Raw genomic sequence first — 21,554 nt, 5'->3', positions numbered from 1 at the left:
AAGAGGTATCATCCCGATGCCTCTTTCATTCTTTTATAGCAACTTCAAACTCTTCTTCTGTTAACACTTTTCGATCATTCGTATCATTACTACACATTTCTATCAAATTATATATATTTATTAATAATATCCAAAATAACCCTCATGTAGTAAAATATAACTCATTACATAGAAGGAGATTATTTATGTTGAGCTTACTTTGGATTTTTTATATGCCACTTCTTGTTTTATGCGGATTTTTTTGTGGTATTTTTTTAATTATTACTGGCATTAAACATCGCAAATTACTTGTTGGTTTAATAGGGCTACTCAGCCTCTCCTTTGTCACACTACCTTTTGTTTTTTGGGGTATGGGGGTGAATAGCGATACAATCCTTCCTATTTCAACTACTTTATATTGGATACTGTTTTCTTTAACTGGATTATTGGCGGGATTAAGTGGATTACAAGCAAAAATTAAAAGTATACGTAATATGGGGTTTATTATTTTTATTGCTGGAATATTAGGGGTTATCTTCTGGCAACTCATGTCTGTAGGGGATTCATTCTATATCCAATAGTTTTTTAGAAATCCACAAATCGGAGGTAATATAGAAGTGTTTGGACTATTAACTTGGATGATTTTGGCTCTTATTTTGATGTTATGCGAATTCATCGTTGGCAGTTTTTTAATCGCTGCCGGAATTAAATATCGCAAATTACTTACCTTTATAGCTGGATTGATTAGTGTATTACTTATCATTGTTCCTATCATTTGTATAGGTTATGGAATAGATTTAGAGAGGATGGTTCCAATTTCGGGAACTTTATATTGGTGTTGCTTCTCTTTAGCTGGACTATTAACTATTATAAGCGGACGGAAAATATCTAGTATTCGTTATATGGGGACGATTTTGTTTATAACAGGGCTGTGCTCCGTGACTGCTTATCATCTTTTATATCTAACTACATGAAAACATAAAAAAGCAGGGAAATTAATTCCCTGCTTTTCTATTTCGTTTATTGCCGGATGGTAAGAAGAATGATAACACCCAAGCGATACCTGCTAATATTGTTGCAATTAAGAAGGCATCATTAATACCGTTAATTGCAGATAGCTTTGAAATTTGCCCAAATAATAGTTGCGTACTCATTGCATCTCCTGCTTGTGCTGATCCGGCTAATGCCGCTAAGCTTTGACCCATTCCATGAACTTTATCAACTAAAATTGGATTTGATGTTGTTAACATATTGCCGTAATCCGCTACGTGAGCAGTAGTTTGTTGCGTCATAAGTGTGATTAATATCGCTGTTCCAATTGAACCAGCTACTTGTCTTGACGTATTTTGCGTTGCTGTACCGTGAGAAATTAATTTCATCGGCAGTGCGTTCATACCAGCTGTCATAATTGGCATCATAATGAATGACATACCAATTGAACGTATAATATAATCCGTCATAATAACGATATACGGTGTATCCATCGATAACGTTGTAAATTTATATGTCGCAAATGTTGTAATGGCTAATCCGACAATTGCTAACGGGCGAATGCCATACTTATCAAATAGTTTACCTGCTACTGGTCCCATAATCCCCATAATTAATGATCCCGGAAGGAGTAGTAGACCAGATTCCATCGGCGTAAAGCCACGAATATTTTGCAGATATACCGGAAGTAATAACATACCTCCGAATAATGCCATCGTTACGATTGCGTTAATTACTAATGTGAAAGTGAACGTTGGATATTTAAACACTTGTAAATCAAGCATTTTATTGTCCGTTGTTAACTCTCTCCAAATAAATACTGCTAAACCAATGACACCGATGATCAGTGTTATAATAACTTCTGCACTAGTCCAACCATTATTTCCAGCTTCACTAAATCCGTACAATAAGCTTCCTAGTCCAATACTTGAACTAATAACACCAAATACATCTAACTTTGTTTTAGACACCGGCTGTGCTAGTGTGAAGAATTTTAAAGATAAGAACGTAATAATTAAACCGACCACAAACATACCGTAGAACATTAAGTTCCAGCTATAATTTTCAATCACCCAACCTGTTATAGTTGGTCCGATAGCTGGTGCTAAAATCATCGCTACCCCTAGTAACCCCATCGCTGCTCCGCGTTTATGAGGTGGGAATAATGTCATGAAGATATTCATACCAACTGGCATTAAAATACCTGCACCGACCGCTTGAATAATGCGGCCCGTCATCATCATTGTAAAGTTACCTGATGTAGCACAAATGATAGATCCTACCGTGAAGAATAACATTGCAGCTACGAATAATTTACGATACGTAAATCGTGAAACTAAAAAGGCACTAATCGGCACTAAAATTCCGTTTACAAGCATGAAGCCTGTAATTAACCATTGGGCCGTTGAAGTTGATACGTTAAATTCGTTCATTAACGGAGGCAATGCAACATTAATGATCGTTTGATTTAAAATAGAAATGAACATACCAAGAATTAATACAGTTACAACTGCCTTTACATTCACATTCTCTATCGGCAATTGTCTCTTCAGCATTTCTTTTTCCTGTTTTACTTGCTCTTGCTTCCCTGTTTCTAATTCCACAACGTTAGAAGCTTCTGTTTCTTGTTTTTGTTTAATTTCTTTCTCTACTGTTTCTACCTTACTTACTTCTATTTTACTTACGGCTGGGACTTGTTCTTCTCCCACGTTCGTTTTTTTCTTTCGTAAAAGACGATTTACAAGGAAGAAGACGATTATACAAAATAGTGCATATCCTACAATTGCAATTGAGGACATCTCATCTCCCCCTTACTTATGAATACGAACTGACACATTCATTCCAGGAACAATATTTACTGATTTACTATGGTCTAAAGAAATTTTAACTGGTACAACTTGCTTTACTTTCGTATAGTTCGCTGTTGCGTTACTTGATGGTAACATTGAGAATGTATTTGCTGTTGTTAATCCAACTTGTTCTACTTTTCCTGTTAACGTTGTATCTGGGTATGCATCTACATACACATCTACTGTTTGGCCTTTTTGAACATCATCAATCGTTGTTTCTTCAATGTTTGCTGTTACCCATAAGTTATTCATATCAAATGCGTAAGCAATTGGGCTACCTGCTCCAACGAACGCATTTGTTGTTGCGTTTGATTGTACAACTGTTGCATTTTGCGGAATTGTTACGTCTACTGTTTGTTCTCCATTTGCTGCCGCTACAGTAACAGCACCTAATTTATCGTTCTCATTGTAATTTTTGCCCACTTCAGCTTTCCAGTCGGTTAATTTACCTGCTACTGGTGACGCAATTGGAATTACCTTTCCGTCAATTTTTGCATTGTCTGTTTTTAAATAGTTTTCCGTTTGATTGTAATAGTAATAACCGCCAATACCGCCGCCAACTAATACAATCAATGTGATAATGTTGATAATTACCATTCTTCGAAACTGATTCATTGCATTCCTCTCCTTATATCGCATATAATTTTTTTCTAAACTATTTACATCCTTATTGTTTATATTGTTTAATTGTTAATTATATTAACTTTTAAACAAAAAAATCACACCATCTGCAGTGTAAACTGTAATTCGTCTGCCTGCGAGCGGTGCTGATTACTGAAGGACTATCGTTTATAATTATAAATAATTATTTTGAATCTACAACCGACAATTTGAGTATGAAATGTCGGTTAAACAACAATATAATACCAATATGTTGTTTAAGTAAAAAAAACTAAACGAGGAGAAGTTAAAATGTCTATTAAAAATACAAATGATCCACGTGTAAAGCGGACGAGACAACTCATACAGGATGCTTTTGTCGCTTTAGTAGGCGAAAAAGGTTTTGAAAATGTAACTGTTCAACATATCGCAGAACGTGCTCCTGTAAACCGTGCTACGTTTTATAGCCACTACCACGATAAATATGACCTATTAGAAAAAAGTATTGAAGAAATGTTAGAGAAGTTAACGGAAGTAATTAAACCGAAAATTAGAAATAAAGAAGAGTTTCAACTGACATTCGATTCACCACATCCGACATTTTTGGCTTTATTTGAGCATATTGCAGAAAACGCTAAGTTTTATAACGTTATGCTTGGTGATAAAGCAGCTGGAAACTATACTCATAAAATGCTGAAAACAATTCAAACATATTTAACTTTAAGCTTATCTATTTCACAGCCGAACGACGAAAAGCTTATGGTCCCTCGTGATATCCTCATTAGCTATGTTACTGGTGCTCATCTAGGAATGATTATGTCATGGCTTAAAAAGGGTATGATCTATACCCCACATTTTATGGCAATGCAATTAACGCGCTTAATTATTTTAGGAACCCATACTGCCGCAGGATTAGAAAGGCCTTTTTAAAACATAAAAAGCGAAGGTGGTTATCCTTCGCTTTTTCTTATTAATTAAATGTAATGTTATGTACAGCCTCTTTATCAAGACGTTTAATAACTTCTACAATTAACTTCACTGCATTTTCATAATCATCACGGTGTAACATTGCCGCATGTGAATGGATGTAGCGTGTCGCAATTGTAATTGCCATAGATGGAATACCGTTTACAGCAATGTGAATTGCTCCTGCATCCGTTCCACCACCCGCTACAGAATCATATTGGTATGGAATTTGTAACTCATCAGCAACATCAACTACAAAGTCACGTAAACCTGTATGACCAATAACAGAAGCATCATATAAAATAATCTGCGGTCCATCACCCATTTTACTTTGTGCTTCTTTTGCCGTTACACCAGGTGTATCCCCAGCGATACCAACATCTACTGCGAATGCGATATCTGGTTTAATATAGTTTGCAGATGTTTTTGCACCACGAAGACCGACTTCTTCTTGTACAGTCCCTACGCCATATACAACGTTTGGATGCTTTTCATCTTTTAATTGTTTTAATACATCAATCGCAATTGCACAACCAATTCGGTTATCCCATGCTTTTGCAAGTAACATTTTTTCATTCTTCATCACTTGGAATTCAAAGTAAGGTACAACTTGATCTCCAGGTCGTACGCCCCACTCTGTCGCTTCTTCTTGGCTAGAAGCACCGATATCGATGAACATGTCTTTAATTTCAACTGGCTTTTTACGTGCTTCTGGAGGTAAAATGTGCGGTGGTTTTGAACCAATTACACCTGTTACATCTCCTTTACGCGTTACAATCGTTACGCGCTGTGCAAGCATAACTTGTGACCACCAGCCACCAACCGTTTGGAAACGAAGGAAACCTTTGTCATCAATTTGCGTAATCATAAAGCCAACTTCATCTAAATGACCTGCAACCATAATTTTCGGGCCGTTTTCTTCCCCTACTTTTTTCGCAACTAAACTTCCTAAATTATCAGTAGAAAGTTCGTCCGCAAACGGCTCGATATATTTCTTCATTACTTCACGTGGTTCACGCTCATTACCAGCAATACCACGTGCATCCGTTAATTCTTTTAGCATTGTCAATGTCGAGTCTAATTTTGTCATTGCCAACACCCTCCTTTTTCTTCAGTCACTTCATTATACAATAATTAAATTGAAATATTCAAAAATTAAATCAGTATCCTTGTGTTTGACGCTGATGATTCACTTCATTTTTATCTAAATAAGCCTTTTCAATCTCTTCTTGTTCAAATTCAAGCGCTTGTCCAAGTCGAAGATAGCTTGTAAATAATTCAATATAGTTCGTAATAGATGGTTGATCTGTAAAACGAATCACTTTCGCATATGTGTCTAAGAAAATTTCTACTTGTGTTTTATTCGTTTGTGCACATTTATAGAATAGGAAGTTTTTATCAATACCTAAATCAATTCCGATTGATAAAATAAAATGCAAACCATCCACGTATTCTTCTAATATTACTTCACGTTCCGAAGCTGGTTTTTTGCTCCAATATTTAAAACAACGTGTTTCGTTTGCAAGTTCTCCAATTTCTACAAGAAGAGCTAACATTTTTTCTTTCAACAACTTTTTCGGCTGTAAGTCATGTTCTTTCACAATACGGTCATCTAATTCTTTTTGTAATTTAAATAGTTGTAGTAAGTCCATTCTATTGTCCTCCTCCAACATCGCATTTTACGCAACAATGTTGTTTCATCTCAAAGTTCATTATTATTTTTCAGTTCTTATTAACAAGTCAGCTACCTACATCTTTATAAAGATAGCTTGTCCTTAATTTACAAATACGTTTCAATCATCACTATTAGATTGTTCACCCGATTGGTTATCGCTAATACTTAGCCGAGGGTAGTACACCACTGATTAAAGTTTTACTTTATCTGATGAAAGTTCCATATCATCTTTCCATTATAGCAGTGTCGTTTCGGCTAGGAAAGATACACTTCATTAAGAATGAGTGCAAATAAAAAAAGGCAGGAGGATTCTCCTGCTTTATATATATATTCTTTTATATTGCTATGATTTTTATATTAATTTTGTCATATCGATAATAAATGGAGAATTTTACAAATAATAAATACAAATAAAAAAACCTTAGAAGAAAAATCTTCTAAGGTTTTGATTAATTAGTTAATGTTGTTTTTTGCAACTGTTGCTAATTCAGCGAAAGCTTTTTCGTCATGAACAGCTAAGTCAGCAAGCATCTTGCGGTTAACTTCGATGCCAGCATTTTTAAGACCGTGCATTAAGCGGCTGTAAGAAAGACCATTCATACGAGCTGCTGCGTTGATACGTGTGATCCATAATTTACGGAAGTCACGTTTCTTTTGACGACGGTCACGGAATGCATACATTAGAGATTTCATAACCTGTTGGTTAGCAACCTTGAATAATGTATTTTTAGAACCGTAATAACCTTTTGCTAATTTTATTACTTTTTTACGACGTTGACGAGTAACTGTACCACCTTTTACTCTTGGCATAATATTACCTCCTAATTGTTCTATATATCAGCCGAACTTATTTTAAGTTGTCAAGCATTTGACGAATGCGTTTGAAGTCACCAGCGCTTACTACACCAGCTTTACGTAGTTTACGTTTAGCTTTTGTAGATTTGTTAGCGAATAAATGGCTTGTGTAAGCGTGAGAACGTTTCAGTTTACCTGATCCAGTCTTTTTGAAACGCTTTGCAGCGCCGCGATGAGTTTTTTGTTTAGGCATAGGTATTTCCTCCTCTATCTATTACTTATCGTTTTTCGGTGCTAAAACTAAGAACATACTACGTCCTTCCATTTTAGGCTTAGATTCGATTGTACTAACTTCAGCACAAGCTTCTGAGAAGCGATCTAAAACACGTTGACCGATTTCTTTATGAGTAATGGCACGTCCTTTAAAGCGAATTGACGCTTTAACCTTGTCGCCTTTCTCTAAAAACTTGATAGCATTACGAAGTTTTGTGTTAAAGTCGTGTTCATCAATTGTTGGACTTAAACGAACTTCTTTCATGCTAATTACTTTTTGATTTTTGCGCTGTTCTTTTTCTTTCTTCTGTTGCTCAAAGCGGAATTTACCGTAGTCCATAATGCGGCATACTGGCGGTTTCGCATTTGGAGCAACTAATACTAAATCAAGATTAAGATTTGCAGCTAAGTCTAAAGCGTCATTACGAGACTTGATTCCAAGTTGATCGCCATTTGCACCAACTAAACGTACTTCACGTGCACGAATTTGCTCGTTAATCATCATATCCTTGCTAATAGTAAGCCACCTCCAAGGTTTTCTCAGAACATATTTTGTAGTCATAGAACCCGACAAAAAAAGTGCGGGCATACGACACCCACACTTGTAAAATCTTAAGTAAGAAATACATTTACCTGCTAACTGCGAATGCGTCCATCAGGTGAGAAGCGGGTGCTTCTACTTGTTCCACAAAACAATATTCTATTATCCTTGATGAGTTTATCATAGGACATGACGTCTGTCAAGAAGACGCGATGTGTTTTACTAACAACAAGAAATATTGTAACAAACAACTAGCATACTTGCAATACTTTTTTATGATAAGTGTCACTTGGTTATTTTTTCTAATTTTCCTCACTTATATTACATAGAAAAGCCGCGGTATACCGCGGCTTTGTCTTAGCGTTTGCCTTCTACTTTAATCATGTCAACAAAAGCATCTAATGCGATTGTTTCTGATTTTTGTTCACCATATTTACGTACATTTACGCCGTTTTCAGTTACTTCATTGTCACCTACTACAAGCATGTACGGAATTTTTTGCATTTGCGCTTCACGGATTTTGTAACCGATTTTCTCTTCACGAGTATCTAATTCAACACGGATGCCAGCGCGTCGTAATTCATCTTGTACTTTCTTCGCGTAGTCTAAATGTACTTGCGGAGAAACTGGAATTACTTGTACTTGAACTGGAGCTAACCAAGTTGGGAATGCACCTTTGTATTCTTCAATTAAGAAGGCAACAAAGCGTTCCATAGTTGATACAACACCACGGTGAATTACAACTGGACGATGTTGTTTACCGTCTTCACCAACGTAATTTAATTCAAAGCGTTCTGGAAGTAAGAAGTCTAATTGTACAGTTGAAAGTGTTTCGTCTTTTCCAAGAGCAGTACGAACTTGAACATCAAGTTTTGGACCGTAGAATGCTGCTTCACCTTCAGCTTCGTAGTAATCAAGACCCATTTCATCCATCGCTTCTTTTAACATACCTTGTGCTTTTTCCCACATCTCGTCATCAGCATAATACTTTTTAGTATCTGCTGGATCACGATAAGATAGACGGAATGAGTAGTTCTCTAAACCGAAATCTTTGTACACTTCTAGAGTTAAGTTCACAACGCGTTTTAACTCTTCTTTAATTTGATCTGGACGAACGAAAATGTGCGCATCGTTTAAAGTCATTCCGCGTACACGTTGTAATCCAGATAACGCACCTGACATTTCATAGCGGTGCATTGTTCCAAGTTCCGCAATACGGATTGGTAATTCACGGTAGCTGTGAATATCATTTTTATAAACCATCATGTGGTGAGGGCAGTTCATTGGACGAAGAACTAATTCTTCATTATCCATTTCCATTGATGGGAACATACCGTCACGGTAATGGTTCCAGTGACCAGAAGTTTCATAAAGCTCTCTGCTTCCTAGTACTGGAGTATATACGTGATCATAGCCTAAGCTTGCTTCTTTATCAACGATGTAACGCTCGATAATACGGCGAATTGTTGCACCTTTTGGTAACCAAAGCGGTAAACCTTGTCCTACTTTTTGGCTATTAGTAAATAGCTTTAATTCTTTACCTAATTTACGGTGGTCGCGCTCTTTCGCTTCTTCAAGCATACGTAAGTGCTCATCTAATTCTGCTTTCTTAACGAATGCAGTACCGTAAATACGTTGTAGCATTTTATTATTGCTATCGCCGCGCCAGTAAGCACCTGCAACGCTTAATAATTTAAACACTTTAATTTTCCCTGTAGATGGAAGGTGAACACCACGACAAAGGTCGAAGAATTCGCCTTGCTCATAGATTGAAATAACTGCATCTTCTGGAAGATCGTTAATTAAATCTAATTTTAACTCATCGCCAATTTCTTCAAAGCGACGAAGTGCTTCTGCACGTGGTACTTCATGACGAACGATTTCTAAGTTCTCGTTCACGATTTTTTGCATTTCTTTTTCGATTTTCTTGAAGTCTTCAACTGTAATTGCTTCTTCCATATCGATATCGTAGTAGAAGCCATTTTCGATTACTGGACCAATACCAAGCTCAAGCTTAACATCTTTATATAAACGTTTTAACGCTTGGGCTAAAAGGTGGGCTGTTGAATGGCGTAAAATGTATAAGCCATCTTCAGAATCTAATGTAATAATAGAAACTGCACCATCTTCTTCGATTGGTGTAACAAGATCGATCATCTCATCGTTTAATTTTCCAGCCACAGCTTTTTTCTTTAAGCCTGGGCTAATAGAAGCTGCGATTTCTTCAGTTGTTACGCCTTTTGGAAACTCCTTCACAGCTCCATCAGGGAAAGTAATTTTAACTACATCTGCCATCACTGGTCACTCCTCTTTTTTTTCAAAATAAAAAACACTCATCCCGTAAAAAGGGACGAGTGTTGAATTCGTGGTTCCACCCTTGTTCCAATTAACATTATTGTTAATTGCTCAAGTTCAACATAACGGTGTTGTCCGTTAGCAATTACTAGAAAAATCGTTCACTGCTAAAGTTTAGAGGTGGTAAGTAATAATCCCGTACTAGGAAGCTCACACCCTAAGGCTTCCCTCTCTGAAAATCGTAGAAAACTACTCATGTCCTCATCATGACATTTCAATATATTTCATTTATGTAGGTAATTATATGCTCAAAAACTTAGAAAATCAAGGGCGTTACCTTTATTTTTTAAATTTTTCACATTGCGCTCAAACTCATGCAATCCATGTAATTGTAGGCGTTCTTGAAATACATTTCGCAAAGTAATAATCATATTATGGTCTTGTTCTTTCGTATATAAATAAATTTTTTTCGGCGAAATAGAAAGAAGTGGTGCAATTACTTTCGTATCAATATATACATCCTTTTGCTTTAACAAATCCTCATCTATATATTGGACCAATTTCTCTTGTTTTAAACGTCTACCTTTATCATCATAGAAAATAAAACTTTCGTCAAAAATAAGATGTATACAGGACAAACGTGACTTCCGACTGCTAACTTGTTGCCGGAGCATCTCGATGAACATTTGATATTCTTGTTCCATCTTATACTCATCAATTGCCACTTCCGCAAGCCTAGCTACCATCTCCCTATATGTACGAAGACGAAAACGAACATATGATGAAAATGAGAATGAGAGCGGATCACAAACCCAATTGTTTAAAGAAGACTTTATATACGATTCAAATGTATGACGTGTTAATTCACGAGTAACCCCTTTTCTTCTTCCCTTTAAAATTTCTTGTGCCATATGCAATATTTGATGGCACTCTTCTTGTTCTTCATAAAAAAACTTTTCTTTTAAAATTGTATAAATCCACTCATTTTGTTTCACATTCACAATGAAATACACCATTACTGGCAATAAAATCTTTTCAATATAATTCGATTCACGTACTGGTATGTGAATCACAACTTTCTGTTCCTGTAAGTACACACTCGTTTCCTTATATAACATTTCCGCTCTTTTCAGTAGTTGTCTATATACGTGCATAGCATCATTTTTTTCTTCGAAGCAAATTTCAATCACTTTTGTCCCCCCTTTTATCCCTGCTCTAAAGGATTGTATCTATACGTTACAAATCCTATAAGAGTCCGTCCTGTGGAAGTTCACTCTTAGTAGAATTACATTTCCTATCGTTAGAAAATCCACTCGATATGGCTTGCTAATTTTATATATATTAAGGGAGGGAGAAAAAAATGATACAAGCTACTATGAATTTTCAATAAGAACTGTCCATTTTACAATTCGACTACTCTGAAAAAATATCCGAAACGAAAAAAAGAGCAAGCTTCTCAGCTTGCTCTTTACTTATGACGACGATTCTTCCCACCAATCGAAATTGGTTTCGCTAAATATTTAATTCGTTCCATAATACGGGCTGCCTTCATTTCTTCTGCTTCACCGCGCTGTGTATACGTTAAATGGTGTTCCAACTCCTTGAAATCAAAGTTGGACGTAAAGAACGTCGGCAAGTTTTCTAGCATACGGAATTGTAAGATTGCACCGAGCACATCGTCACGTACAAAGCTTGACATCGCTTCTGCTCCAATATCATCTAACATTAACACTTGTACGCGTTTTACTGCATCGATCTTTTCCCCAATCGAATTATTTTGAATCGAACTTTTAATTTCGCGTAAAAATTCAGGGAAGTATACAAGCATCGAACTTATTTTCTTTCGGGCAAGCTCATTCGCAATTGCTCCTAACAAATATGTTTTCCCTACACCAAATTTACCGTACAAATATAAACCTTGCACTTTTTCACCTGGTTTATATGTGCTTAAAAATTCATTCGCTGCCCCAATTGCATCAATACGTGCATCTAAATCGGACGGATCTAAGTTTTCCATCGTTGCCTGTAAAATATCAGTTGGCATATATACACTTTGAACAAGTTTTTCATATTTCTTTCTCTCATCATATGCTACTTTTCTAATGCAACGATCATATTGAATATCAATCATCTTACCTTGGATAACAAGCTTTGGCTCATATCCTTGCAACATATTTTTACACGACCCTAGATCCGGACAATCCGCACAACCTACACTTTGTCCAATATATTCATATAACTTCACAAGACTGCGCTCAATCATCGAAGTCGTTACTTCACCTTTATGTTCGTCTATAAATTCTTTCACACGCGGGTGTGCCATCACTTCTGCTTTTAATACTTCATATCTATTTTTAAAATTTTTATTCTCCATTAATTTTGCAAATGAATTTTGAATATGCTCCATTTTCTCACCTCAAAGAGCGTTCATTCTCTTCTATTAATCACGCTTATATTTTTTCAACACTTCTTCTAGTCGTTTTCGTTCATCTTCTAACGTACTTGCACCTTTTTCTGAACTTACATCTTTCTTCACAGTTTCTTTTGCTTGTTCGTTAGGCTCTTCTTTCAGCCAATCTGGTACCATTTCTTTTCGCACTGTTTTCTTCGCCGTACGACCTTTTTTCTTCGTCTCAGCCCACTCTTGGTATTGACGATTTTCTTCTTTTGCTAGCGCCATCGCTTCGCCTACTGTACTGACCTTTTTTCGTGCCCAATGCCCAGCGATCTTCTCAACATACGTTTTCGCAAGTTTCATATCTGAGCGTAGCATAACGTAATAAATAAGGACATTCACAACCCCTGGCGTTAACTTTTGTTTTATCATTACATCCTCAACAATTTGCAAGTCCGCTTTCGTTGCCTCTGCACCGCCCGAAATTTCTTTCAATAGTTGTTTTGGTGATATTTCCTCTAATTGCTTTATTAGCATCTCTTCTTGCGATGAAGGCTCTTTCTCTTTCATCGTACGTGCAGCATGCGGCTGTACTCTTTCACTTAATACAGGTAATGCTTGACCATTTTCAAATTGGTACCAATCGCGGGCTCCTTTTCTAAGCCTTTCGATATCAATTGTTTGCATCTCTGTCACCGCACCAAGAACGATATTTTGCATCGATAACACATCTACACCGTACACATAAGCGAGTGTGATGACACATTCTCGCACTTGATCTGTAATCGCCTTTTTAGGAACAAGAGCGGACAACCCATCTACAAATAAGGAGAAATCAAAGAAATCATTCCAAACTTTCGGAGCGCCTCCCTTCTCATTACTTGGCATAGTTGTCGTTTTTGGAATACGAAGATCTTCTTGCGCATGCTCAAGCTGTCCTGGATTAAACGAGCCAAACACCTCATTGAAAGAGCGCGTCACATTTTCATAAGAAGCAAAATCAAATTCTTCTTCTAAGAAATATTGCTTTACTTGATTATATTTTGTCCGACTCAATCGATTGTATAAAAAGATACTTAAAACAATATCATCAAAAAACTGCTTTGGAGATAAAGGCGGTTGCAACTCGTATATAAACATTCGAATATCTTTTTCTTTCTTAATATATACCTTTAAAAGCCCAATTGCCTCTAACTTTACTCGTTCCTCATATATTTCGGGAAGTTGCATTTGCATAATCACCATAAGGGAATGATGTGTATTCTCTTTTCCAAATACACGATCTTGCTCTAACTCCCCCCATAGCGTCATGTATAAGCTAAAAGCTCTACTACCTATTAACGGCTGATACAACATCGTTAACACTTTTCGGTCGTAATTATGTAGTAGTCCTTTCGCACTTACTTTATAACGATCAATTGGCAATAGCTCCATCCATGACTGTTTTTCCATTCTTGCTTTTCCTTTCTCTCATCCAATCTATCCTCTACTTCATTCGTTCTATCTCCATTATATATTTTATTAGCGAAAAAGAGCTATTAGCTTACGCTTCTAGCTCTCTTATCTCATTACTTACAGTATGTAAAGAGAATGGAATACAGCTTCTATTCTCTTTCTTTTTGCAGTATATCTTTCAATTCTTCAATAAATACATTTAAATCTTTAAATTGACGATATACAGAAGCAAAACGTACGTAAGCAACATCATCGATATCACGAAGCTCTTCCATAACAATTTCACCAATCATATCACTTTTCACTTCTGAAATACCTAAATTACGAAGTTCACGTTCCACACTTTGTGTTACTTCCTCTAATTGTCTTAAAGATACTGGTCTTTTTTCACATGCTTTAATTAAACCGCGTAAGATCTTTTCTTTATTAAATTCTTCTCGTGTGCCTTCTTTTTTAACAACGATAAGAGGTGACTCTTCTACTCTTTCAAATGTCGTAAAGCGGCTTAAACAACTTTCACACTCTCTCCTTCTTCGAATAGAGCGCCCCTCGTCTACCGGACGCGAATCTAACACTCTTGTGCCATTATGAGAACAGGATGGACAACGCAATTCATTCACTCCTTTACACTATACTCTTTATTTTTCTCTACTCAATTCACCTGAAAATATATATATACAATATTATATAACTCATTCTAACGCTCTTACCACTTTAAGTTTAAACGCATTATTTTATCATCTTGTTTTCAAAAAATAAGATGGTAGATGAAGCGCTAGCTTATTTGTAAGAGTTCAATTTATCCAACTAACGAGTACGTTACGTTTTTCCTTTTTTATAAACTAAAAAAGAGGTGCATTATACACCTCTTTACATTTTAAATCAATTATGTTCTTTTTTAAAGAGCTTTTGTTTCTCTCTGCTTAATTTCGAAGCTACCAGTGCCTCGAGGAAGCTCGATGCTCTCACGCGTTTTCGCGTTTAAACCTTCTGCAATATATTCTGCAGCAACATTTGGATCAATACGATCCCCACAAGTATAAACATCAATACTTGCGTAACCGTGCTCCGGAAAGCTATGAATTGTTAAATGTGATTCCGAGATAATTACTACTCCACTTACACCTTGTGGTGCAAATTTATGAAAAGCAACCTCACGTACTTCAGCACCAGCTCTTAGTGCTGCATCCACAAATAATTGTTCAATATACGGCATGTCATTAAGCTTGTCGAAATCGCAATCCCAAAGTTCAGCGATTACGTGACGACCCATCGTATCCATAGTATCCATTCTACAGTTCCCCCTTGTAAATTTATTCTAACTGTTCGAATTGAAAACTAATTTGCAATTTGGCTTGCTCCACTACCACGGGGGAAAGTTAGTCCAGAGAGGTCCTAACCCTTTAAGTAGTGACTACGTACCTCAGCTCTTAAGTTTACGAGTGTTAGTATACTTTGTTTATTTTCATTTTGCAACAACAGTTTTTTCGAATTTCTGTCATATTTTCCTCTTTACTTTTCCCTAAAAAAAATAAATGATTCACAAATACAGTAATCACAACGTTTTTGGTATGTCCACTATTTGAAAATATACCCATATAATTTTTTTCTTTTCAGAAAAAAATAAAAAAAGAGGGCAAATATTTACTTGCCCTCCCTCTATTTCACTTAAATATGTTGTACATTTTCTTGTTTTGCTAATTCATCTACAACCAACGTTACAAGATCTACAACACGACGAGAGTAGCCCCACTCGTTATCGTACCAAGCAAGTACTTTCACTTTACGATCACCCATTACCATTGTAGATAAACCATCAATAATAGCTGAGTGTGTATTTGTATTAAAGTCGATAGACACTAAAGGCTCTTCGCTAAATTCTACAATTCCTTTTAACGCACCGTTTGCAACAGTTTTGAACGCTTCATTAATAGCTTCAACTGTTACATCACGTTTTACATCTACTACTAAGTCAACAAGAGACACGTTTGGTGTTGGTACACGAAGTGCCATACCATGAAGTTTTCCATTTAAATGCGGAAGAACTTTTGCAAGCGCTTTCGCAGCACCCGTCGTTGTCGGAATGATTGACTGTCCGCAAGCACGCGCTCTTCTTAAATCTTTATGTGGGTTATCAATATTTTTTTGGTCATTTGTATAAGCGTGAACAGTTGTCATTAAACCGTTTTCAATTCCGAACTGCTCATCTAACACCTTCACAACAGGTGCTAAACAGTTTGTTGTACAAGATGCATTTGAAATAACGGTATGTTTTGTAATATCTAATTGGTCTTCGTTCACACCAACTACAATTGTTACATCTTCATTTTTACCAGGCGCTGTTAAAATAACTTTTTTCGCTCCAGCTTCAACGTGAAGAATTGCTTTTTCTTTTGAATTAAATTTACCAGTTGCTTCAATTACAACTTCAACACCTAGATCTTTCCAAGGCAATTCCTTTGGATCACGGTTGTTTAAAAGGCGAATCATTTTCCCATCTACTAATAAGTGATCTTCAAATGCTTCCACTGTTCCGGCAAACTTACCGTGTACTGTATCATATTTAATTAAATGTGCTAACGTTTCGGACGGATAGCTTGCATTGATTGCTACAATTTCGAATGCGCTTTCTTTTATTGCTTGACGAAACACCATTCTCCCAATACGTCCAAATCCATTAATTGCCACACGAGTCATAATATGTTATCCCCCTTGAATGCGTTATACTATTTATCTCTAATCCCAATAATAGTATAACACAAAAAGGAGAAATGTCACTAAGCATTTTCATTAATTTCACAATTTTTTAATCAATAATGTTCCACTTCTTTAAAACTACCTGTAATTGTGTTTTCGTTTCCATAATTGTGCCATCATTATTTATCACTTCATCCGCATTCTTCACTTTTTCTTCTAATGGCATTTGAGATTGAATACGCGCTGTTGCTTCTTCTTCTGAAAAATTATTCCGTTTCATTAAACGGTCTAATTGCGTACTCGGCGTGACTGCTACAACTAAAACGCGATCAACGAGACTTGTTAATTTACTTTCAAATAAAAGAGGAATATCTAACACAACCGCTTGCACACCTTCTTTTATGTACATTTTCTTTTGCATATTCATTTCCTCACGTACTGCCGGATGAACAATTTTATTTAACTGCAATCGTTTTTCTTCATTATGGAAAACGACACTTCCTAATTTCGGTCGATCCAGTTCTCCATCTTTTTGTAACACTTCCGTTCCAAATACTTCTACAATTTTGTTATATGCTGGTTTTCCTCTTTCTACCACTTCTCGCGCAATAATATCCGCATCAATAACCGGTATACTCAGTTCACGAAACATTTGAGACACTGTACTTTTTCCACTTGCAATGCCTCCCGTTAATCCAATTACTACTGTCATCATAATCCTCCTTATAATAAAAGGCGCGAAACTAATGTTCCACGCCCATACTTACATTTTCCAAATTCCAATAATAATGAGTAATACCCCAGGCAGGAATGTAAATTTTTGTAACCATTTCATATTCGATAAAACCGTTCCAAGTTTCATTCCAATAAATAAAAACAAAGAACTCATCACCGCAACTAATATTGCCATCATAGCAGGTGCATAACCTAATAAAGATGCACCAATTCCAGCACCAAACGAATCTATAGAAAGAGCTATACCAAGAAGTAGCGCTTCTCCTGCAGAAATGGTGCCCGATTTATCAAAATCCGCAACAGTCGGTTTCCGTAAAATTTGAATCACTAGTCCTAGTGAAGCAATCTCTAATTTCCAAACCTTCTCCTCTTGCTTCGGTTCTTCTTTTTTATCACTCCGAAAAAATTGGTATAATACCCAAATCCCTATTCCAATAAGAACAAGTCCACCGATACGCGTTGCGATAACAGGTGAAAAAACTTTCGCGATCATATGTCCAATTCCCATTGAAACAAGCATAACAGCCGCTGAACAGATTCCGATAATTATAATTGATCTTAGTGGAATTCTTACACTTCTTAAACCGTATGTTAGCCCTACACTACAGCTATCTAAGCTTAATGTAAAAGCTAATAAAATAAGAGATAAATAAAGGTACATCGGTAAACTCCTCCCTTATACATAGCTCTGCTGTATGTATATGACAAATGCCTATCCGATGTTATCTCTTTTCTATATTCTAGGCTGACAATTTGGGCAGTAATGCGTTCCTCTTCCGCCAACAACTGTTTTTTCTAAAATCGTACCACAAGTTACACATGGTTCTCCTTTTTTTCCATATACATTTAGAAGTTCTTGGAATGAACCAATTTGCCCTTGCGAATTGATATACGTTCTAATTGTACTTCCGCCTCGCTTCACTGCTTCGCCTAGCGTTGTAACAATCGCTTCGTACACTCTCTCAATTTCTTCTTCCGTTAAAGATGACGCTTCTCGTTCTGGATGAATATGAGAACGGAATAAAACTTCATCTACATATATATTTCCAAGCCCTACTAAAAGACGCTGGTCTAATAATACGACTTTTATTTTGCGATTTGTCTTTTGCAATCTCTCTTGCAAATACTTCGGTGTCAATTCAGCATCAAATGGCTCCGGCCCTAAGTCAGCAAGGGGCATTTGATTCAATTCTTCACCTTTCTTAAAGAGATGCATCGTACCAAACTTTCTCACATCTTTATAATGTAATTCAGTTCCATCTGTAAATAAGAAACGGACATGCGTATGTTTATCAATCGGCTCACCCTCTTGATGCAGTAAAAACTTACCTTCCATACGCAAATGTGACACAATGACATAATTCGTTACATATAAAAGCAAAAACTTTCCTCTTCGCTTTATATTTTCAATTGTCTCGCCTCTTAGCATTTCTTTAAAGATTTCCGCATCATCTGGGCGTTTTACTATTTTAGGATAGGTAACGATGACATCTTCAATCGTTTTTCCCGTCACAAGATTTTCAAGCGTCCGCCTAACATTTTCAACCTCTGGTAATTCAGGCATTTCATCACTTCCTTATTTCGCGTCGTACCAAGTTGGACCGTAAGAATAATCAACTTTCAGCGGAACAGCTAGTTCAATTGCATGTTCCATCACTTCAGGTACAAGCTTCTCTAATTTTTCAATTTCTTCTTTTGGTGCTTCAAAAATTAATTCATCGTGTACTTGCAACAGAAGACGTGCTTGTAATCCTTCTTCTTCTAGACGATCTGCCATAATAATCATAGCTATTTTTATAATATCTGCTGCACTACCTTGAATTGGTGTATTCATAGCTGTACGTTCTGCAAAGCTACGTAAATTGAAATTACGACTCGTAATTTCCGGAATATAACGGCGACGATTTAATAAGGTAGCCACGTATCCTTTTTGTTTCGCATCTTTTACGATGTCATCCATGTATTCTTTTACACCAGGGAAACTTTCTAAATACTTTTCGATAAATTCCCCTGCCGCTTTTCTTGTAATTCCTAAGTTTTGCGAAAGACCATAATCACTAATACCATACACAATTCCGAAGTTAACCGCTTTTGCTTGTCGTCTCATATTCGAAGTTACTTCATCTTTTTCAACGCCAAATACATCCATAGCTGTTTTCGTATGAATATCCATGTCATGTTGGAACGCTTCGACTAGCCCTTTATCATTTGCAATATGAGCTAATACACGAAGTTCAATTTGCGAATAATCGGCCGCGTACATAATCCAGCCTTCTTCTGATGGAACAAACGCCTGACGAATCTTTCTTCCTTCTTCTAATCGAATCGGGATATTTTGCAAGTTAGGATCTGTTGAACTTAATCGACCTGTTTGCGTTAACACTTGATTGAAACGAGTATGAATTTTAGATGAATCTTCATGTACCACTTTCAATAAACCTTCAATATAAGTTGAATTTAGTTTCCCTAATTGACGATAATGTAAAATCTTTGGAATAATTTCATGATGATCCATAAGTTTATCTAGTACATCAGCTGATGTAGAATAACCGGTTTTCGTCTTTTTAATGACCGGTAAGTTTAAGTTCTCAAACAGAATCACCCCAAGCTGCTTCGGTGAATTAATATTAAATTCCGTTCCCGCAAGCTCATAAATTTCCTGTTCCATTTCCTTCAATCTACCCGCAAGGTCTTCTCCCATATTACGAAGACGCTCGGTATCGACCTTAACACCTTTCACTTCCATATCAGCTAATACACGTGCAAGTGGTAATTCTAACTCTGTAAATAGTTCATATTGCTCATTCTTTTCTAATTCTTCTACGAACGTTTGCTTTACATCATATAATACATGCACTTTACGAGCTACGTGCTCCGCTACGACATCTAACTCTGGAACAGCACGCTTCGCACCTTTTCCGTAAACTTCTTCATCGGATTTCACAGCATGTGTTTCTTTCATTTTCGCTACAGCACGGAAATCTTTGTCCGTATCAGCTGGATCAAGTAAATAAGCAGCAATTAATAGATCAAAGTCAATCCCTTGAATATCTATCCCATTCCATTTAAGCGCAACGATAGCACGCTTCGCATCAAATGTATGCTTTCTCATTTCTCCATTTGCAAGCCATGTTTTGAATGCATCTGATTTAAGAGCTGTTTCTGCCGAAATGAAGTAACAACCATTTTCATTTTGAATACCAAAACCTTGAATATCCGCTTTATGATAGTTATCTTCTTGTACTTCAACAATAAGCGCACTATCTTGCTGAAGCATTTCTTCTGTAACTTCTTCCACAATATCAAATGTAATATCATCTAATTCCGCTGGAGCTGTTTCCTCTGGCGTAACACCTAACTTATTTAAAAGAGATGTAAATCCTAAATTCTCAAACATCGGAATCACATCACTTGCTTCATATCCTTTATATTCCATATCATCTACATGCACAGTAATTGGTGCATCTGTAATAATAGTCGCCAAATCTTTACTCATTAGAGCTTGTTCTTTATTTGCTTCTAGCTTTTCTTTTAATTTCTTTCCGCTTACTTGATCTAAATTTTCATATACCGCTTCTACTGTTTCAAACTGCGTTAATAATTTAATGGCAGTCTTTTCACCAACTCCTGGTACACCTGGAATGTTATCTGACTGATCTCCCATTAAACCTTTCATATCGATAATTTGTTTTGGTGATAAGCTGTATTTCTCAAATAAAGCTTCTGTCGTATATTCATCTACTTCTGTAATCCCTTTTCGAGGAATGCATACAAGCGTGTTATCAGAAACAAGTTGAAGTAAATCTTTATCTCCTGAAATAACTTTTACACTCGCCCCTTGCTCACTCGCTTCCTTCGCTAACGTTCCCATAATGTCATCCGCTTCGTAATTTTCTAGCTCATAACGCGGTACATTGAACGCATCAAGCATCTCACGAATAAACGGGAATTGCTCTGATAATTCAGGTGGAGTCTTTTGACGTCCTCCTTTATACTCACTATACGTTTTATGACGGAATGTTGTTTTTCCTGCATCAAATGCTACTAACATATGCGTCGGCTTTTCTTCCTCTAATATTCTCATTAACATCATTGTAAAACCATAAATTGCGTTCGTATGTATACCTTTGTCGTTATTTAAAAGCGGTAGTGCAAAGAAAGCACGATACGCGATATTATTACCATCTACTAATACGACTTTTTTTTCCAAACTACAAACCTCCCCATACAAATTTGAAACGATTTTTCCATAGAAAAAAACCGTTCCTTTCCTCTCTCTATATTAACATGACTAATAGAGAGAAGAAA

General features: G+C 36.4%; 21 protein-coding genes and 2 other annotated features. Of the genes, 3 read left to right on the top strand and 18 right to left on the bottom strand.

Features of this window, described 5'->3' with window-relative positions; translation table 11 throughout:
- Positions 1-185: 185 nt before the first annotated feature.
- Positions 186-560 carry a DNA-binding protein gene (locus MR065_RS10935; protein WP_242213654.1) on the top strand — a complete coding sequence of 125 codons (375 nt, stop codon included), beginning with the start codon at positions 186-188 and terminating at the stop codon, positions 558-560.
- A 36-nt stretch (positions 561-596) separates the two neighbouring features.
- Entirely contained in the window at positions 597-953 is a 357-nt protein-coding gene (locus tag MR065_RS10930; protein ID WP_242213653.1) for an ammonia permease, read from the top strand.
- 21 nt (positions 954-974) lie between these two features.
- Here the strand turns inward: MR065_RS10930 and MR065_RS10925 are convergent, their stop codons facing one another.
- Positions 975-2,768: a DHA2 family efflux MFS transporter permease subunit gene (locus tag MR065_RS10925; RefSeq protein ID WP_242213651.1), complete on the bottom strand. Its 1,794-nt coding sequence runs from the start codon at positions 2,766-2,768 to the stop codon at positions 975-977.
- Positions 2,769-2,780: 12 nt separating this feature from the next.
- The gene (locus tag MR065_RS10920) at positions 2,781-3,434 is read right to left on the bottom strand and encodes an HlyD family secretion protein (protein WP_071771032.1); all 654 of its coding nucleotides are present in this window, start codon (positions 3,432-3,434) and stop codon (positions 2,781-2,783) included.
- 297 nt (positions 3,435-3,731) lie between these two features.
- On the opposite strand from MR065_RS10920, the gene MR065_RS10915 reads away from it, so the two are divergent.
- Positions 3,732-4,349, top strand: coding sequence for a TetR/AcrR family transcriptional regulator (locus MR065_RS10915; RefSeq protein ID WP_128280769.1), 618 nt, complete (start codon positions 3,732-3,734; stop codon positions 4,347-4,349).
- Between the two features lie 40 nt (positions 4,350-4,389).
- Here MR065_RS10915 and MR065_RS10910 read toward each other — a convergent pair whose 3' ends face one another.
- From MR065_RS10910 to polA, 16 genes are all read right to left on the bottom strand, one after another.
- Entirely contained in the window at positions 4,390-5,475 is a 1,086-nt protein-coding gene (locus MR065_RS10910; protein WP_098990550.1) for a M42 family metallopeptidase, read from the bottom strand.
- A gap of 70 nt (positions 5,476-5,545) precedes the next feature.
- Positions 5,546-6,037: a dUTP diphosphatase gene (locus tag MR065_RS10905; protein ID WP_242213650.1), complete on the bottom strand. Its 492-nt coding sequence runs from the start codon at positions 6,035-6,037 to the stop codon at positions 5,546-5,548.
- Positions 6,038-6,513: 476 nt separating this feature from the next.
- Positions 6,514-6,870 (bottom strand): 50S ribosomal protein L20, encoded by a 357-nt coding sequence (rplT, locus tag MR065_RS10900; protein WP_001138362.1) that lies wholly within the window; start codon positions 6,868-6,870, stop codon positions 6,514-6,516.
- A gap of 37 nt (positions 6,871-6,907) precedes the next feature.
- Positions 6,908-7,108 (bottom strand): 50S ribosomal protein L35, encoded by a 201-nt coding sequence (gene rpmI / locus MR065_RS10895; RefSeq protein WP_001125945.1) that lies wholly within the window; start codon positions 7,106-7,108, stop codon positions 6,908-6,910.
- A 21-nt stretch (positions 7,109-7,129) separates the two neighbouring features.
- The gene (infC, locus tag MR065_RS10890; RefSeq protein ID WP_000973214.1) at positions 7,130-7,633 is read right to left on the bottom strand and encodes a translation initiation factor IF-3; all 504 of its coding nucleotides are present in this window, start codon (positions 7,631-7,633) and stop codon (positions 7,130-7,132) included.
- Positions 7,634-7,695: 62 nt separating this feature from the next.
- Positions 7,696-7,816 (bottom strand) — a sequence feature (ribosomal protein L20 leader region).
- A gap of 210 nt (positions 7,817-8,026) precedes the next feature.
- Complete coding sequence (gene thrS, locus MR065_RS10885; RefSeq protein ID WP_242213649.1) at positions 8,027-9,964, bottom strand: threonine--tRNA ligase; 1,938 nt, start codon at positions 9,962-9,964, stop codon at positions 8,027-8,029.
- 48 nt (positions 9,965-10,012) lie between these two features.
- Positions 10,013-10,241 (bottom strand) — a binding site (T-box leader).
- A 31-nt stretch (positions 10,242-10,272) separates the two neighbouring features.
- Positions 10,273-11,154 (bottom strand): putative sporulation protein YtxC, encoded by an 882-nt coding sequence (gene ytxC / locus MR065_RS10880; protein WP_242213647.1) that lies wholly within the window; start codon positions 11,152-11,154, stop codon positions 10,273-10,275.
- Positions 11,155-11,432: 278 nt separating this feature from the next.
- Entirely contained in the window at positions 11,433-12,371 is a 939-nt protein-coding gene (gene dnaI, locus MR065_RS10875) for a primosomal protein DnaI (RefSeq protein ID WP_097905769.1), read from the bottom strand.
- A gap of 33 nt (positions 12,372-12,404) precedes the next feature.
- Entirely contained in the window at positions 12,405-13,811 is a 1,407-nt protein-coding gene (locus MR065_RS10870) for a replication initiation and membrane attachment family protein (RefSeq protein WP_242213646.1), read from the bottom strand.
- 152 nt (positions 13,812-13,963) lie between these two features.
- A complete protein-coding gene (gene nrdR / locus MR065_RS10865) occupies positions 13,964-14,425 on the bottom strand; it encodes a transcriptional regulator NrdR (protein ID WP_001203687.1) in 462 nt (153 codons plus the stop codon).
- Positions 14,426-14,712: 287 nt separating this feature from the next.
- A complete protein-coding gene (gene speD / locus MR065_RS10860; protein ID WP_002003660.1) occupies positions 14,713-15,096 on the bottom strand; it encodes an adenosylmethionine decarboxylase in 384 nt (127 codons plus the stop codon).
- Between the two features lie 386 nt (positions 15,097-15,482).
- Positions 15,483-16,511: a glyceraldehyde-3-phosphate dehydrogenase gene (locus MR065_RS10855; protein WP_000198961.1), complete on the bottom strand. Its 1,029-nt coding sequence runs from the start codon at positions 16,509-16,511 to the stop codon at positions 15,483-15,485.
- A gap of 109 nt (positions 16,512-16,620) precedes the next feature.
- Entirely contained in the window at positions 16,621-17,223 is a 603-nt protein-coding gene (coaE, locus tag MR065_RS10850; protein ID WP_242213645.1) for a dephospho-CoA kinase, read from the bottom strand.
- A gap of 51 nt (positions 17,224-17,274) precedes the next feature.
- Entirely contained in the window at positions 17,275-17,907 is a 633-nt protein-coding gene (ytaF, locus tag MR065_RS10845; protein WP_242213644.1) for a sporulation membrane protein YtaF, read from the bottom strand.
- Between the two features lie 72 nt (positions 17,908-17,979).
- Entirely contained in the window at positions 17,980-18,810 is an 831-nt protein-coding gene (gene mutM, locus MR065_RS10840; RefSeq protein ID WP_098990554.1) for a DNA-formamidopyrimidine glycosylase, read from the bottom strand.
- A 12-nt stretch (positions 18,811-18,822) separates the two neighbouring features.
- Positions 18,823-21,456 carry a DNA polymerase I gene (gene polA, locus MR065_RS10835; RefSeq protein WP_242213643.1) on the bottom strand — a complete coding sequence of 878 codons (2,634 nt, stop codon included), beginning with the start codon at positions 21,454-21,456 and terminating at the stop codon, positions 18,823-18,825.
- Between the last annotated feature and the right edge of the window lie 98 nt (positions 21,457-21,554).

This window comes from Bacillus cereus group sp. BfR-BA-01383 (genome assembly GCF_022663495.1).
In the GTDB taxonomy this organism is placed as follows: Bacteria; Bacillota; Bacilli; order Bacillales; family Bacillaceae_G; genus Bacillus_A; species Bacillus_A cereus_AU.
Note: the sequence above shows the minus strand (reverse complement) of the source record. Positions and strands in the feature narration are given on the sequence as shown.

Bases quoted from the DNA above. Each gene is read 5' to 3' on its own strand.
- rplT (WP_001138362.1), bottom strand. From the start codon at position 6,870: ATGCCAAGAGTAAAAGGTGGTACAGTTACTCGTCAACGTCGTAAAAAA.
- mutM (WP_098990554.1), bottom strand. From the start codon at position 18,810: ATGCCTGAATTACCAGAGGTTGAAAATGTTAGGCGGACGCTTGAAAAT.
- ytaF (WP_242213644.1), bottom strand. From the start codon at position 17,907: ATGTACCTTTATTTATCTCTTATTTTATTAGCTTTTACATTAAGCTTA.
- speD (WP_002003660.1), bottom strand. From the start codon at position 15,096: ATGGATACGATGGGTCGTCACGTAATCGCTGAACTTTGGGATTGCGAT.
- MR065_RS10870 (WP_242213646.1), bottom strand. From the start codon at position 13,811: ATGGAAAAACAGTCATGGATGGAGCTATTGCCAATTGATCGTTATAAA.
- infC (WP_000973214.1), bottom strand. From the start codon at position 7,633: ATGATGATTAACGAGCAAATTCGTGCACGTGAAGTACGTTTAGTTGGT.
- thrS (WP_242213649.1), bottom strand. From the start codon at position 9,964: ATGGCAGATGTAGTTAAAATTACTTTCCCTGATGGAGCTGTGAAGGAG.
- MR065_RS10910 (WP_098990550.1), bottom strand. From the start codon at position 5,475: ATGACAAAATTAGACTCGACATTGACAATGCTAAAAGAATTAACGGAT.
- MR065_RS10935 (WP_242213654.1), top strand. From the start codon at position 186: ATGTTGAGCTTACTTTGGATTTTTTATATGCCACTTCTTGTTTTATGC.
- MR065_RS10925 (WP_242213651.1), bottom strand. From the start codon at position 2,768: ATGTCCTCAATTGCAATTGTAGGATATGCACTATTTTGTATAATCGTC.
- MR065_RS10920 (WP_071771032.1), bottom strand. From the start codon at position 3,434: ATGAATCAGTTTCGAAGAATGGTAATTATCAACATTATCACATTGATT.
- rpmI (WP_001125945.1), bottom strand. From the start codon at position 7,108: ATGCCTAAACAAAAAACTCATCGCGGCGCTGCAAAGCGTTTCAAAAAG.
- MR065_RS10905 (WP_242213650.1), bottom strand. From the start codon at position 6,037: ATGGACTTACTACAACTATTTAAATTACAAAAAGAATTAGATGACCGT.
- MR065_RS10915 (WP_128280769.1), top strand. From the start codon at position 3,732: ATGTCTATTAAAAATACAAATGATCCACGTGTAAAGCGGACGAGACAA.
- coaE (WP_242213645.1), bottom strand. From the start codon at position 17,223: ATGACAGTAGTAATTGGATTAACGGGAGGCATTGCAAGTGGAAAAAGT.
- MR065_RS10855 (WP_000198961.1), bottom strand. From the start codon at position 16,511: ATGACTCGTGTGGCAATTAATGGATTTGGACGTATTGGGAGAATGGTG.
- dnaI (WP_097905769.1), bottom strand. From the start codon at position 12,371: ATGGAGCATATTCAAAATTCATTTGCAAAATTAATGGAGAATAAAAAT.